Consider the following 14,407-nt stretch of genomic DNA (forward strand, 5'->3'; position numbering starts at 1 on the left):
CCGGGACGACGGTCGCACGTTTTATGCCCTGGCATTTTTATCTGGCCCTTAAGCAACTCTTTCCCTCGGGAAAACGGGTGCATTTCTTCACGGTCGTTTCGACCTGCGGGGTGATGCTCGGGGTGATGATTTTGATCATCGTGCAGAGCGTGATGAACGGATTCGGCGAGGAGTTGCGTTCCAAGATCGTGGATACGAGCGGTCATATCACGATTGAGACGGCGGCGCCCGGGGATGTGATGCGTGATGTCTGGGAAGTGCTCGACCAAGTCGCCGGGCATCCGGGAATCGCCAGGGCTTCGCCCTACGCGCATGGAGTGGTGATGGTCCAGCGGGATCAGCGGCCGGCCTTTCCGATGATCCGCAGCGTCGAACTCGATTCGGAGGAGGAAGTGATTCCGATCGAAGATTTCCTCATCATCGGGGAACTCGACGACCTCCACGACGATTCGATCTTTCTGAGTTCCGGGTTGGCGATTTCGCTCGGCGCCCGGGTCGGCATGACGGTGGAGGTTTATTCGCCGTTGATGTTGGATCGGTTGAAACGGGACGAGATTCTGTTGCCGAGGGAGTTGGAAGTCGCCGGGATTTTCGAAAGCGGCTGGCACCAGGTCGACGAACGGACCATGGTCGGCACCCGCCGGTTGATGCAGGATTTATACGGACTCGGCGACGGGGTGCATGGGGTGGCGGTTCGTCTGGAACGCGGCTACGATTCAGACCGGGTGGCCAACGAGTTGAACGCGATCCTCCCTCCCGGACTGGTCGCGCTCTCCTGGCTCGACACCAACCGCGACTTTCTCTTCGTGCTGCAGTTGGAGAAAAACGTCCTCTTTTTCCTTTTGTTGTTCATTATTTTGGTGGCGGCCTTCGCCATCACCAGCTCGCTTTTGATCACGGTGGTCCGGAAGACCAAGGAAATCGGGCTCCTCGGGGCGTTGGGGGCGCAACCCCGCCACATCGCGGCCTGTTTCTGTTTTCAAGGATTCCTCCTCGGGGTGGCCGGAACCTTTTTCGGCGTGATCGCCGCCCTGGTGGTGCTCCATTTCCGCAACAACATCGTCTACACCTTCGCGCGGCTGACGCAGAGCGAGGAAGCCTTGCGCCGGTTTTACCATTTCACCGAAATCCCGGTGCATTATGCCCGGGCCGATTTCGTGGTGATCATCGGATGTTCGATCATCATTTCCACCCTGGCCGGATTGTTGCCGGCGATCCGCGCGTCGCGGATGAAACCGACGGAGGCTTTCCGCAATGAGTGAACCGGTATTGGAGGCGGTCGGCCTCACGAAATCGTTCCGCAGCGGCGAGAAACGGATCGAGGTGTTGCGCGGGGTCGACCTACGGTTGTTCAGAGGAGAAAGCCTGAGTATCCGCGGCTCCTCGGGATCGGGCAAAACCACCCTGATCCACATCCTCGCCGGTTTGGAAGGGGGGGACGGAGGAACGCTGTCGTGGGATGGCGAACCGGTCCAGGCCGGGCGTCACGGCCGGATGGCGAAAGTTCGCTCGCGTTTTATCGGGATGGTTTTCCAGTCGTTTTACTTGATTCCGGAAATCAACGCGTTGGACAACGTCCTGATGCCGGCGCGAATCGCGGGCCAGCCGTTGCGCCAGGCGCGGCAGCGGGCGAAGGATTTGCTGGAACGGGTCGGGTTGGGCGAACGAATCGACCATTTGCCGTCGCAGTTGTCGGGCGGGGAAATGCAACGGGTGGCGGTGGCGCGGGCGTTGATGAACCACCCCCGGGTGATTTTGGCGGACGAACCGACCGGGAATTTGGACGAAATCACGGCGACGGCGATCATGGAACTGTTGTTGCGGGTCTGCGCCGAAGAAGCGGCTAGTCTGGTTTTGGTCACCCACAGCCGGGCCCACGCGGAACAAACCGCCCGCCGGACCGAGTTGCACCTTGGATTGCTGCACGAAGAGGGGACTTGAACGGAAGTCGGGACCTGAACGGGCCCGATTTTTTACCAACGGCTTTTCATCGGCATCAGGAAGATGATCGAGAGGGTGATCAAGCCGGCTGAAACGGCGGCGGAAATTCCGGGAGTGAAGTGGGTGATCAGCAGGAAGCCGATGTAGGGGGCGACTACGCCGCGAAGACCGGTGGTGAAGGTGTGCACGCTCATGTAGTTGGCCACTTTGTCGCCCGGGGCGAGCTTGGTCACCCAAAGATTCCACGCGATGTTGCCGCCGCTGGTGCCGATTCCGAAGATGGCTCCGGCGAGTCCGAGCAGCCAGATTTCGCGGGTGTTGAAGAAAATCAGGATCGAGATAAGGAAACAGGTGTTCAGGAGGGTTCGCACGACCACGAAATTGAGTCGATCGAACAGGTATCCCCAGAGGTGGGTGGTCAGCAGCCGGGCGACATAGGGAATCACCGCGATCACCAGGGCGATCTGGGCGTTGGTGGCTTCAACTTCGAACCGCGGGTTGGCCATGTATTCGACCCGGAGAGGGATGGCGATCAGGTTTCCCAGCCCCATCAACATCCAGACGGTGAGCATCAATCCAAAGACCCGGTCCTTCCAGGCGTAGCTCAGGTCGGCCAATGGGTTGCGACTGGTCGAGGCCGGGAGAGGAGTCGAGGGCATCCGGCCGACGGAAAACCCGCCGATCAATGCTGCGATCGCCATGGTGGCGAGAAGCCACGGGTAATTCGCCAAATCGCGGTCGAGAACAACTCCACCCGCATGGGAAAATAGGGCGGCGGTGATCACCGACAGCACGATGCTGTTGGACAGTTTCGACCCCCGGCTCTTCGGCGAGTAATTGGCGGAATAGATGTGAACCATCAATGGCACATGCTGGGTGAAGAGAATCGCCGAGCCGATGACCGCCACCGCGAACCAAAGGAGACTGGTGGAAAAAACGGCCAACAACAGTCCGGCGGCCGCCCCAAAGAAACAGAACGAAGCCGCCTTCGCCACCGTCGGACCGAGCCGGGCGATCAGAAAGAGACTCAATGGCGTCAACAGCAGCCCATAGGCGCTGGCCGCCGCGATGGAAGCTTTCGCTTCGGCGGAGGCCTCGAAGACCCGGACCGCTAGGAGGAGGGCGAAAACCTGCCAGCCGGTTTCGATCACGCCGCCACAGGCCCCTTTGACCAAATCGCAACGGAACGTTCGTTTCATCCGGTCTTGCGCTTCGCCCGCGGAGAGCTCGGGATCGTCGGCGATCTGGCCCGGGGGAAGGGGCGAAGGAGGGGGCGTCAAAGGATGGACTGGTCTTTCCTCGGAGGGACCGGAGGAGGCGCGTGGATCGTTCATCGGCCGAAATGATTTCTCACGGGCGGATCACCACCGTCAGGGGGGCGCCGTCTGGGCCGTCGTCCCGCATTTCCCGATACACTTCTTCCAGCGCGGAGGCCAACCGTCGCCAATCTTCCGCCGTCGTCTCCCAACCCGCGCTGATCCGGACTGCCCGGCGGGCTTCTTCCGGGCGGAAACCGAGCGCGGCGAGCACGTGGGAAGGACCTTCCTTGCCGGTGGCGCAGGCCGATCCGGTGGACGTCTGGAAATCGAGACGGTCGAGTTTGCGGACCCAGCGGTCGTTAGTTCCCGTCGGGAGAATGAGGGAAACCGTATTCCAAAGCCGGTCGCATGATTCGCCGACGAGTCGCGTTTCCGGTATTCGTTTTCGCACTTCGTCTTCGAAGTTTTTCCTCCAGAAAATCCGATCCGCGATCGGGCCGGGGCGAGCGATCCTGATTTCCGCCTCCTCCAGTGCGGCCACCATGGCAGCGACGGCGGGGTAATCTTCGGTTCCGGCGCGGAGGCCATGCTCTTGCTCGCCTCCGGTTTGACCGTGGAACTCCGATGCTCCGGCGGGAACGAGCAGGAAACCGCACCCTTTGGGACCGCCAAACTTGTGGGCCGACGCCGTCACGAAACTGCCTGGGCCGATCGCTAGCAAGGGGAGTTTTCCGGCCCATTGGGCGGCGTCGCAATGGAACCAGACACCCGCTCGGCGACAGATCGTGGAGACTGCTTCCGCTGGTTGCGTGATACCGGTCTCGTTGTTGGCGGCCATGATGGAGACCAAGGCGAACGGCTCGGCGCCGAGGCGGCGTTCGATCGACCCGGGATCGAGCCGTCCGGACGGATCGATCTCGCAACGCCGGACTCTTCCGGGGAAGAAGCGTTCGGCGGCGGCGACCACGCACGGATGTTCGACGGGCGAAATCAAGACCGCGCGTCCGGCGAGGTCGGGCCGAGAGGCGCAGTAAGCGAAAACGGCGTTTACCCCCTCGGTGGCGCCGGAATTAAAGACAACCTCGCCGGGTTCGCGGCCGAGGATCCCGGCCAATCGCCCGCGGGCGGCTTCAAGGAGGTTGCGGACGCGGGCCGCAGAGCGGTAGGGACTCGACGGGTTTTGCCACGATTCCTCCGAAGCCCGCAGCCAACTCTCCCGGGCGACGGGAAGCAAGGGGGCGGTGGCGTTGTAATCGAAGTAAGGCATGACCGTCCGGCCATGTTCGCATTCGCCGGAGCGATTCTCCAGCGAAAAACCGTCTCCGATCACGCGTGGATTGGGAAAAGTTCAGCATGGGATATTTTCACTGGATCGATGCTTGCCGAATCTTGGACCGCCTTGTAACGTGTTGGAATTGAATACGGAACAGTATCTCTTTGACGAAGCGTTATGGGTGATGCTCTTGGGGATGAGCATCGTTTTCGCTTTTTTAGGACTTCTGGTCCTGATGATGTATGGCACGCAGTGGGCGTATAGCCGTCAGCATGTGCCGCCTCCTCCGGCGCCGCCGAAAGGGGACGAAGGGGCGGATCTCGATCGCAAACTGATCGTGGCCGTCTCGGCCGCGGTGCATCGCTACCGGGCTGGAAAGTAACGATAAAAAAATCCATGGGAAAACTACAGATCACCGAACTCGTGCTTCGCGACGGCCATCAATCGCTGCTCGCGACCCGGATGAAAATCGACGACATGTTGCCGGCTCTCAGCGACATCGACCGCGCCGGCTTCTGGTCGGTCGAGTCTTGGGGCGGAGCGACCTTCGACACATGTATCCGTTTTCTGAACGAAGATCCCTGGGACCGGATCCGGACCCTCAGTAAAGCGATGCCGAATTCCCGGATGCAGATGCTGCTCCGAGGGCAAAACATCGTCGGTTACCGGCACTATTCGGATGACGTGGTCGAGGCGTTCGTAAAAACCGCCGCCGCCAACGGAGTGAAGGTCTTCCGGATTTTCGACGCATTGAACGACCTGCGGAACCTGACCGTCGCGATCCAGGCCACCAAACGGGCCAACCAATGGGCCGAAGGTTGTATTTCCTACACGACGAGTCCGATCCATTCGACAGAATCCTTCATCCAGCAGGGAATCGAACTGAAGGAGATGGGATGTGATTCGATTTGTATCAAAGATATGGCCGGTCTCCTCACGCCGCCCGCCGCCAAGGAGTTGGTGAAAGGCTTGAAATCGAAGGTCGGCTTGCCCGTCCATTTGCACACCCACGACACCGCCGGGTTGGCGTCGATGACCAATCTCGCCGCGATCGAGGCCGGTTGTGATATCGTGGACACTTCCATCAGCTCCATTTCCGGAGCTTCCGGGCACCAGGCGACCGAATCGCTGGTGGCGGCGTTGGCCGGGTCCGAGTGGGATACCGGACTCGATTTGCCGGTCCTCCTCCGGATCGCCCAGCATTTCCGCGAAGTCCGGAAGAAATACAGCCGGTGGGAAGGCGACCAAAAAGGAGCCGACGCCCGCATCCTCGTCGCTCAAGTGCCGGGCGGGATGTATACCAATATGGAAGGGCAACTCCGGGAGATGAACCAAGCCGACAAAATCGATGAGATTTTGGAGGAAATCCCCCGGGTGCGGAAGGATTTCGGTTACCCGCCGCTGGTGACCCCGACCTCTCAGATCGTCGGAACCCAAGCGGTCTTCAATGTCCTTTACGGCCGTTACAAAACCGTCACCCGCGAATCAAAGGATCTTTTGGCCGGGAAATACGGCAAGACCCCGACCGCCCCGGATCCGGAAGTGATCAAGCTCGCCGGAATCGCGCAGAACGAAATCGTCGAATGCCGTCCCGCCGATCTTCTCGAGCCGGAAATGGCCCGTTTCGAAGCGGAAGCCAAAGAGAAACTCGGTTCCAAATATCGCGGGGTGGAAGACGCCTTGACCTACGGGCTCTTCCCGAACTACGCCCCGGCCTTTTTCGAGACTCGCGGCCAGCCGTTGCCGCCGGAGAAGGATCCGACCCAACCGATCCAACCACCGGCTCCACCGGCGGGCGCAGCGTCCGCCCCGGCAGCGCGGGGACCGGAAACCTATCAGGTCACGGTGGAGGGCCGGTCATTCGAGGTGACCGTCTCGGACGGCAAGGGCGGAAAACCCGCTTCCACTGAGGTCCGGGAAACCAAACCGGCCGCCGCCGCGGCGGCGCCTTCGGCTCCGCGGGGCGCAGGAGAACCGGTGAAAGCCTCGATTTCCGGGGCGGTGATTTCAATCAAGGCCGGCCCCGGCACTTCGGTGAAGAAGGGGGATACGGTGCTGGTGCTTGAATCAATGAAAATGGAAATGGATGTGAAATCGCCGAGCGACGGCCAAGTGGGCGAGGTTTTCGTGAAACCTGGCGATAAAGTCGAGCCGGGCCAGACCCTGCTGACCCTCAATTAAAATCGCCTCGATGGACTTGCGGTTTCTTTTTGTCTTCCTGCTCCTCTTCTCGCTGGCGGGGCCCGTCGGGCTATCCGCCGAAGTGGAAGCGGAGACTCCTCCCGCCGAACAAGCGGAGATTCCCGTCGCTGCGCCTGAACCCGCGCCAGCTTCTCCGCCTGCCCACGGCCAGAACCGCTCGGCCGTGGAAGAGAATGAACCTGCGGAAGAGCGCCCGGTGGCGGGCGCCGCCGGGGAGGTGGTTGATCCCGACCAGGAAGTCGACCTGCGGATGTTTCCGGCGGTGCGGGAAGAACTGCCGCCGATCGACGAATTGATTTCGCAGATTGTCCGCAGCACTGGGATCTACCAATGGTTGCGGGGAGGGGAGCCGATCCACTCCATCGGGCAAATCGTGATGCTGGGAGTTGGTCTCCTGTTGCTGTATTTCGCCATCTTCAAGAAGTTCGAGCCACTCTTGTTGCTGCCGATCGGTTTCGGGGCTTTGTTGACCAATATCCCGTTGGCCGGCATCGGCGATCCGGGCGGCTTCCTGGATGTCATCTACACGCTCGGGATCCAGACGACCTTTTTTCCGTTGCTCATCTTTTTGGGAGTGGGGGCGCTCACCGATTTCGGACCGCTGCTGGCGAATCCCAAGACCGCCTTGCTCGGAGCCGCCGCCCAATTCGGGATCTTCGGCACTCTCCTGGGCGCGGTCTTGTTGAACGTCATTCCCGGAATCAACTTCAGTTTGGCCGACGCCGCTTCGATCGCGATCATCGGCGGGGCCGACGGTCCGACCTCGATCTTTCTGACGTCGCAGCTCTCGCCCCGACTCCTGGGGGCGGTGGCGGTCGCGGCTTATTCCTACATGGCTTTGGTGCCGTTAATCCAACCGCCGCTGATGCGTATGGTGACCAGTCCGGCGGAACGGAAAATCCGGATGAAACAACTCCGGCCGGTCTCCCGTTTGGAGAAAATCACCTTTCCGATCATGTTGCTGGCCTTGACCGCGCTCCTGTTGCCGAGCGCCGCTCCCCTGATTGGGATGTTGATGTTCGGCAATCTGTTGCGGGAGTGCGGCGTGGTCGATCGCTTGACCAAGACCGCCCAAAACGAGTTGATCAATATCGTCACCATTTTCCTGGGACTCGGGATCGGGTCCCGTTTGTCGGCGGAGACCTTTTTGAATCTGGAAACGGTCGGGATCATTGTTCTCGGTTTGGTCGCCTTCTCGTTGGGGACGGTGGCCGGATTGCTGATCGGGAAAGTGATGTGTAAAATGACCGGGGGACAGATCAATCCGTTGATCGGCGCGGCGGGCGTATCCGCGGTGCCGATGGCGGCCCGGGTGGTGCACAAGGTCGGTCAGGAAGAAGATCCGGATAATTTCCTTCTCATGCACGCGATGGGACCGAACGTCGCCGGCGTCATCGGATCCGCCGTCGCCGCCGGCGTTTTATTGGCAATCCTGGCTTTGTAACACGTCGCGGGGACTGCGGGTAATCGGTTTTTTGTTTATTTGGGAGGGCGTGCTGGGGTTCGCCCGGTAAAATTGAAACAATGAGTCTCTTGACATTTTCCCCGCGGTGGGAATCGTAGCTCCTTCGTTCTGTTCCTGTTCTGCTCGGAACTGGAAAAGGACGGGAGAGTTCAAGTGGCTCTCAAACAGATAATGCCGGCATAGCTCAATTGGCAGAGCAACGGTTTTGTAAACCGTAGGTTGTGGGTTCGAGTCCCATCGCCGGCTCCATTTTTCAGAAGGGAGAATTTAACTTTTTTCCAATATTCGCTTTACAGCGGGGGAGGGATTAGGTTCTCTTCTTCCTTTTCACTTTTTACAGTCATGCAAAAGACCAAGAAATCTATCGCGAAGCGCTATAAAATCACCGGATCCGGCAAAGTCATGCGGAGAAGCCCGGGGCAACGGCATTTGATGTCGTCGAAGACGCCGAAGCAGAAGCGCCGCAACTCGCAGGACAAGGAAGTCGCGCCGGGTCAGGCGAAGGTCATCAAGACCGCTCTTCCGTTCGGTCTGTAATCCATCCACTTTCGACCCTCGCGAGGAACAAACGTTCACCGCGGGGGTCTTTTTCGAACCGGCCGGGTGAAAATAACCAGGCGACCCGCCGGTTTCTATCCAAACCTAAACAAGGAGAAGAAACATGCCTAGAGCAACCAACTCACCCGCCTCCCGCGACAGACGCCGCAAAATGGTCAAGATGGCCAAAGGCTATCGCGGCAATAAATCGAAGCTTTTTCGCTATGCGAAGGAAGCCGTCGACCATGCGTTACAGCATGCCTATAAGGACCGCCGCCGCAAGAAGCGGACGTGGCGTTCCCTTTGGATTGTTCGGATCAACGCGGCCTGCCGTGACGCCGGCATGAGCTACAGCCGCTTCCAGGAAGGGCTCAAGCAGGCCGGAATCGAACTCAATCGGAAGGCATTGGCCGATCTCGCCGTCAGGGACGAGGTCGCATTCCAAGCGATCGTCGAAAAGGCGAAAGCCGCCTTGGAGGCGAAAGCGGCTGGTTGATCAAATCACCGTTTGTTTTTTCAAAAGGATTCCCGGTTCCCCCGGGAATCCTTTTTTTTTGGTGCGCCGGGCATGGCAACGGCAGGCCAGATAAAATAGCCCTGACCCGTAAAGCGTTTCTGTTGAATTGCCTCTTGCCTTGATCGGTTAGATGTTTTGAAACTAGGTGCCTTTTTTAGCGTCGGCTCCGGAAGCGGGCCGGTCGTTGGGGAAGGTTCATTGTTAAACAGATACGAATTTCTTGAAACGCACGTTCGATTCCAATTGATGAAGACTCCGTCCAATCCACTTAACAGCTTGCGAACTTTGGGTTCCGGCGCCGGCGAAAAGCGGTATTATTACTCGCTTCCGGCCCTGGAGGAAGGCGGCCTCGGTCCCATTTCACGCCTGCCGGTCAGTTTGCGCGTGGTGCTCGAATCCGTCCTGCGCAATTGCGACGGCAAGCGGGTGACTGAAGAGGATGTGAAAGGTCTGGCCCGCTGGAACGCGCGTCAACCGGCCAAAACGGAGATTCCGTTCGTCGTTTCGCGGATCCTGTTGCAGGACTTTACCGGAGTGCCGTTGCTGGTCGATTTGGCCGCGATGCGGTCGGCGGTGGCGAAGATCGGCCGGGAGCCGGGGCTGATCGAGCCGCTCGTTCCGGTCGATCTGGTGGTCGACCATTCCGTGCAGGTCGATCGCGCGGGAACGCCCAACGCTTTCCTCGAGAACTTGAAAATCGAGTTTGGCCGCAACCGCGAGCGCTACGAGTTCCTGAAATGGGGCCAGCAGGCCTTCGAAACCTTCGGAGTGGTACCGCCCGCCATCGGGATCGTCCACCAGGTCAACTTGGAATACCTCGCTCGCCTTGTGTTCAGTCAGCAGGCGGAGGATGGTCAAGTCCTGTATCCCGACACCCTGGTCGGAACCGATTCGCACACCACGATGATCAACGGACTCGGTATCCTCGGCTGGGGCGTCGGCGGAATCGAGGCGGAAGCCGGGATGCTCGGTCAGCCGGTCTATTTCCTGACTCCGGAAGTGGTCGGGGTTCATTTAACCGGCAAGCTGGGGGAGGGAGTGACCGCGACCGACATGACCCTCCGAATCACCGAAATGCTGCGGGCGGAAAAGGTGGTCGGCAAATTCGTCGAATTCTTTGGCGAAGGGGCGGAAAATTTGACTGTCGCCGACCGAGCCACCGTCGCCAATATGGCTCCCGAATACGGCGCCACCTGCGGGTTCTTTCCGATTGACGAGGAGAGTTTGAAATACATGCGGGCGACCGGCCGGACTGAAGAACAGGTGAATCTGGTGCGCGATTATTATCAGGCGCAAGGGATGTTTGGGATTCCGCGTCAAGGGGAGGTCGACTACACCAAGGTGCTCGAACTCGATCTCTCGAAGGTGCGCCCGTCGGTCTCGGGGCCGAAGCGTCCTCAGGACCGGATCGAATTGCCGAATTTGGCCGACCGTTTCAACGCCCTTTTCGAGGCTCCCGCTCTGGAGGGCGGCTTCGGTCTCGCCAGGGGCGACCGCGGGCGGCGCGAGATGGTGACCCTTTCCGCCGAGGAGTTGCCGAGTCGCCATCGCTCCGGCAGCCAGGCGATGTTGGCCGACGGCACCGGCGGCCGGATCTGGAGTGAAACTGAAATGGCCAACAACCGTCCGACCGACGTAGCCGAGGAAGGTGAACGGGTCCACATGCACGGGGAAGGGACCTTCGAGATCGGTCACGGTTCGGTGTTGATCGCCGCCATCACCAGTTGCACCAATACCAGTAACCCGAGCGTGATGCTCGGGGCGGGACTCCTGGCGAAAAAGGCGGTGGAAAAGGGGCTCAACGTTCCTTCCTACGTGAAAACCAGTTTGGCTCCGGGCTCCCGGGTAGTGACCGATTATCTGAAGGAGACCGGCCTCGACGAGTACCTCGATCACCTCGGGTTCAACCTGGTCGGTTACGGATGCACCACGTGCATTGGGAACAGCGGCCCGTTGGCGGCTCCGATCGAAGAAGCGATCGAACGGGGCAATTTGGTCGCGGCCAGTGTCCTTTCCGGCAACCGGAACTTCGAGGCCCGGGTCCACTCCGCCGTGAAGGCCAATTTCCTGATGTCGCCGCCGCTGGTGGTGGCGTTTGCGTTGGCCGGACGGGTCGACCTCGATTTGGAAAAAGAACCGCTCGGCACCGGCAAGGATGGAAAACCGGTTTACCTCCGGGATATCTGGCCGACCAGCGAGGAGATTCAGGATGCGATCAACCGTGGATTAAAGCCGGAGATGTTCCAGGAAAAATACCGGACCCTCGACGCCAATCCCGAGTGGAACGCGGTCGATGTCGCCGGCGGCGAGCTTTACCAGTGGGACGAAAACAGCACCTACATCCAGCATCCCCCATATTTTGAGGGATTCTCGATGGAGACGAACCCGATCGAACCGGTCAGCAAGATGCGCCCGTTGTTGATCCTCGGCGATTCGGTGACCACCGACCATATTTCCCCGGCGGGAGCGTTCAACGAGACCACCCCGGCCGGAAAATATTTGAAATCGAAAGGGGTCAAACCGGTCGAATTCAATTCCTACGGATCGCGCCGCGGCAACGACCGTGTGATGACCCGCGGGACTTTTGCCAACGTCCGGATCAAGAACCTGTTGGCCGACGGCAAGGAAGGCGGTTTCACCAAGCTGCTGCCGGATGGACAAGTGATGCCGATCCACGACGCCTGCGAAGAATACAAGAAGCGGGGCAACCCGTTGATCGTTTTCGCCGGGTCAGATTATGGCATGGGCAGTTCCCGCGACTGGGCCGCCAAGGGTACCCGGCTCCTCGGGGTGAAGGCGGTTGTGGCGAAGAGTTTCGAACGTATCCACCGGAGCAACTTGATCGGCATGGGCGTCTTGCCCCTGGAATTCGCCAAGGCGGATCATAACGCCGGCTCGCTTGGATTCGACGGCTCGGAACTTTTCTCGCTGAAGGGACTCTCAAATGATTTGAAGCCCGGTCAGCAACTCGATCTCGAAATCGAACGGAAAGATGGAAAGATCGAGACGGTTCCGGTTTTGGTGCGGATAGATACTCCAATTGAAATCGAATATTACCGACATGGCGGAATTCTTCCTTATGTATTGAGGGAGATTCTCAAAGAAAATCGATAAGCCAAAAATACCCGGCGCCGCAAAGGCCGATCAACCGATGCGGCGCCTTTTACAAGGACGAATATGTCCGAAAACGAAGCATCGGCATTCCTGGTGGATGTGTATTCAGACCCGGCGATCGTGAAGGTCACCGGGAGAGTTTCCTTCGTGAACAGTGGTCCCTTGCGCGATTTTTTCGGCAAGATGATCGCAACGGGGAAGCGTCAGTTCATCGTCGATTTCGCCGATTGCACCAGTATGGACAGCACTTTTCTGGGGATCATCGCCGGGGCCGCCCTCGATCTCCGTCGATCCGATCCCCCGGGCACCATTATTCTGTGCCGGTTGGGCGCCCGCAATCTGGAACTGGTGCGGAATCTCGGGCTGCATCGGATCATGACTGTCGATTCCGGGGAGCGGCAGACCGATCTTTCCCAGGAGGCGTCTCAATTGGAAACCGCCTCGGGCAAGGCCGAACTGGAAAACGCGAAACTGGTGCTGAAGGCGCACGAGAATTTGATCGAAGCCGACGAGCGGAACCGGAGCAAATTCCAGGACGTTGTGGGCTTTTTGAAAAACCAGGTCGAGCGTATGTGACCTTTCTTCGTCGTTTATGGTCTTCCTTTTCATTATCGCGGTTACCTTCGCGATCGTATTTGTCTCCCTTTACTTCCTGGCCAGACAAGATATCGCCCGCCTGGATGAAGAGAAGCAGTTGATTCAGCAGGAGAAGCAATTGGTCGTCGATTTCATGCACGACCTCGTGGAGGCGTTGGGAGAAGGGTTGAACCGGGAGGAACTTTTTCAGCGGATCGTCCACGCCGCGATTTTGAGCACCGGGGCGTTGAGCGCCTGCGTTTTCGAACGGACCGGGGAGGCGACGCTGAAAGGGAGCGCCGTGGAAGGCCTTTTTCCGCCGCAATCTCCCTTGCCGGAACGCTCGAAAGTGAAGTTGATCACCCGGGCCAAGTTCATCGAGCAGATTCTCAAGTCGGAGACGATCCCCTTTGGTGAAGGTTTGATCGGAATGGTGGCCGAAGAAGGGGAGGCGGTTCTGGTCCAGAACGGAGCCGAGGATTCGCGGGTCGTTCGTCACGATGACCCGGCCCTCGTGGTGAAGTCGATCATCGCCGCCCCGATCGTCTTCCGCGGACGGCTGATCGGAGTGTTGGCGGTTGCCAACCCGGCCGATGGGATGTCGTTCAACGAGACCGATTTTTCCCTGGTGCAAAGCCTCGCGGATCAAGCTGGGTTGGCGATTCACAACGCCGATCTGCTGAATCTTCAACTGGAGAAGAAGAAGCTCGATCTCGATTTGAGTTTGGCCAGCAACATCCAGCAGATGCTTTTGCCGAAGGAATATCCGGCGATACCGGAGTTGGAAATGGATGCGGTCTACATCCCGGCTCAAAAAGTCGGGGGCGATCTCTACGATTTTTTCCCCCTTTCGCCGACCCGGATGGCCCTGGTCATCGCGGATGTGTCGGGGAAAGGAATTCCGGCCTCATTGTTGATGACGATCTGCCGGTGTCATTTGCGTCACTTCTCCCAGCTTTACGATTCTCCGTCGCGGGTCTTAAGCGAATTGAACCGGGCGATGGCGCCGGACATGCGGCAGGACATGTTTATCACCCTGATCTACGCGGTGATCGATGTGGAGAAGGGGGAATTGGTCTTCGCCCGGGCCGGACACGAGTTGCCGTTGCACTGCCGTTATGATGCCGAGAAGGGAGTGCACGTGACAGAAATGGTCGCGTCGGAAGGGATCGCGGTCGGATTGGTCGATAACGAATTATTCGATGCGGTGATCGAAGATCGAATCGTTCCGTTCGAGCCGGAACATACCTTTGTTTTCTACACCGATGGCGTGACGGAAGCCGCCAACGATGAGGGGGTGGAGTTCTCCGGCAACCGCTTGGCCGATGCGGTGAAAACCCTCCGCAACCGTTCCTCGAAGGAGCTTAATCAAGGTATCTTGAATTCCGTCGAACGCTTCTCGGGCCGACGCTTCGGCGACGACATCAGCCTGGTGACAGTGAAACGTAAACGAACGTCTTCACCCTGAGGGCCTCGCCCAAGGCGGCCCTGGGCGGAATCCGGGTTCACCGCATCGCGGGCTG

General features: G+C 59.2%; 12 protein-coding genes and 1 tRNA gene. 11 read left to right on the top strand and 2 right to left on the bottom strand.

Annotated features, from left to right (window positions below):
• The first annotated feature begins 23 nt into the window (after positions 1–23).
• Entirely contained in the window at positions 24–1,262 is a 1,239-nt protein-coding gene (locus ACWUI2_RS14220) for an FtsX-like permease family protein (RefSeq protein WP_486983516.1), read from the top strand.
• Complete coding sequence (locus tag ACWUI2_RS14225) at positions 1,255–1,941, top strand: ABC transporter ATP-binding protein (RefSeq protein WP_486983517.1); 687 nt, start codon at positions 1,255–1,257, stop codon at positions 1,939–1,941. The genes ACWUI2_RS14220 and ACWUI2_RS14225 overlap by 8 nt, the downstream gene beginning before the upstream one ends.
• 32 nt (positions 1,942–1,973) lie before the next feature.
• Here ACWUI2_RS14225 and ACWUI2_RS14230 read toward each other — a convergent pair whose 3' ends face one another.
• Positions 1,974–3,275: an MFS transporter gene (locus ACWUI2_RS14230; protein ID WP_486983518.1), complete on the bottom strand. Its 1,302-nt coding sequence runs from the start codon at positions 3,273–3,275 to the stop codon at positions 1,974–1,976.
• A gap of 16 nt (positions 3,276–3,291) precedes the next feature.
• Positions 3,292–4,467 carry a cysteine desulfurase family protein gene (locus tag ACWUI2_RS14235; protein ID WP_486983519.1) on the bottom strand — a complete coding sequence of 392 codons (1,176 nt, stop codon included), beginning with the start codon at positions 4,465–4,467 and terminating at the stop codon, positions 3,292–3,294.
• A gap of 148 nt (positions 4,468–4,615) precedes the next feature.
• On the opposite strand from ACWUI2_RS14235, the gene ACWUI2_RS14240 reads away from it, so the two are divergent.
• The 9 genes from ACWUI2_RS14240 to ACWUI2_RS14280 all read left to right on the top strand — a co-directional run bounded on the left by ACWUI2_RS14240 (position 4,616) and on the right by ACWUI2_RS14280 (position 14,352).
• On the top strand, positions 4,616–4,855 hold the full coding sequence (locus tag ACWUI2_RS14240) for an OadG family protein (protein ID WP_486983520.1): 240 nt from the start codon (positions 4,616–4,618) through the stop codon (positions 4,853–4,855).
• A gap of 14 nt (positions 4,856–4,869) precedes the next feature.
• On the top strand, positions 4,870–6,654 hold the full coding sequence (gene oadA, locus ACWUI2_RS14245) for a sodium-extruding oxaloacetate decarboxylase subunit alpha (RefSeq protein WP_486983521.1): 1,785 nt from the start codon (positions 4,870–4,872) through the stop codon (positions 6,652–6,654).
• A gap of 271 nt (positions 6,655–6,925) precedes the next feature.
• A complete protein-coding gene (locus ACWUI2_RS14250; RefSeq protein WP_486985068.1) occupies positions 6,926–8,119 on the top strand; it encodes a sodium ion-translocating decarboxylase subunit beta in 1,194 nt (397 codons plus the stop codon).
• 194 nt (positions 8,120–8,313) lie between these two features.
• Positions 8,314–8,389 (top strand) — tRNA-Thr (locus ACWUI2_RS14255).
• A 93-nt stretch (positions 8,390–8,482) separates the two neighbouring features.
• Entirely contained in the window at positions 8,483–8,677 is a 195-nt protein-coding gene (gene rpmI, locus ACWUI2_RS14260) for a 50S ribosomal protein L35 (protein WP_486983522.1), read from the top strand.
• A 124-nt stretch (positions 8,678–8,801) separates the two neighbouring features.
• The gene (gene rplT / locus ACWUI2_RS14265; RefSeq protein ID WP_486983523.1) at positions 8,802–9,173 is read left to right on the top strand and encodes a 50S ribosomal protein L20; all 372 of its coding nucleotides are present in this window, start codon (positions 8,802–8,804) and stop codon (positions 9,171–9,173) included.
• Positions 9,174–9,440: 267 nt separating this feature from the next.
• Positions 9,441–12,308 carry an aconitate hydratase gene (locus tag ACWUI2_RS14270; RefSeq protein ID WP_486983524.1) on the top strand — a complete coding sequence of 956 codons (2,868 nt, stop codon included), beginning with the start codon at positions 9,441–9,443 and terminating at the stop codon, positions 12,306–12,308.
• 63 nt (positions 12,309–12,371) lie between these two features.
• Positions 12,372–12,884 (top strand): STAS domain-containing protein, encoded by a 513-nt coding sequence (locus tag ACWUI2_RS14275; RefSeq protein WP_486983525.1) that lies wholly within the window; start codon positions 12,372–12,374, stop codon positions 12,882–12,884.
• A 16-nt stretch (positions 12,885–12,900) separates the two neighbouring features.
• Positions 12,901–14,352: a SpoIIE family protein phosphatase gene (locus tag ACWUI2_RS14280; RefSeq protein WP_486983526.1), complete on the top strand. Its 1,452-nt coding sequence runs from the start codon at positions 12,901–12,903 to the stop codon at positions 14,350–14,352.
• Positions 14,353–14,407 lie beyond the last annotated feature (55 nt).

This window comes from Verruconatronum alginivorum, assembly GCF_056590205.1.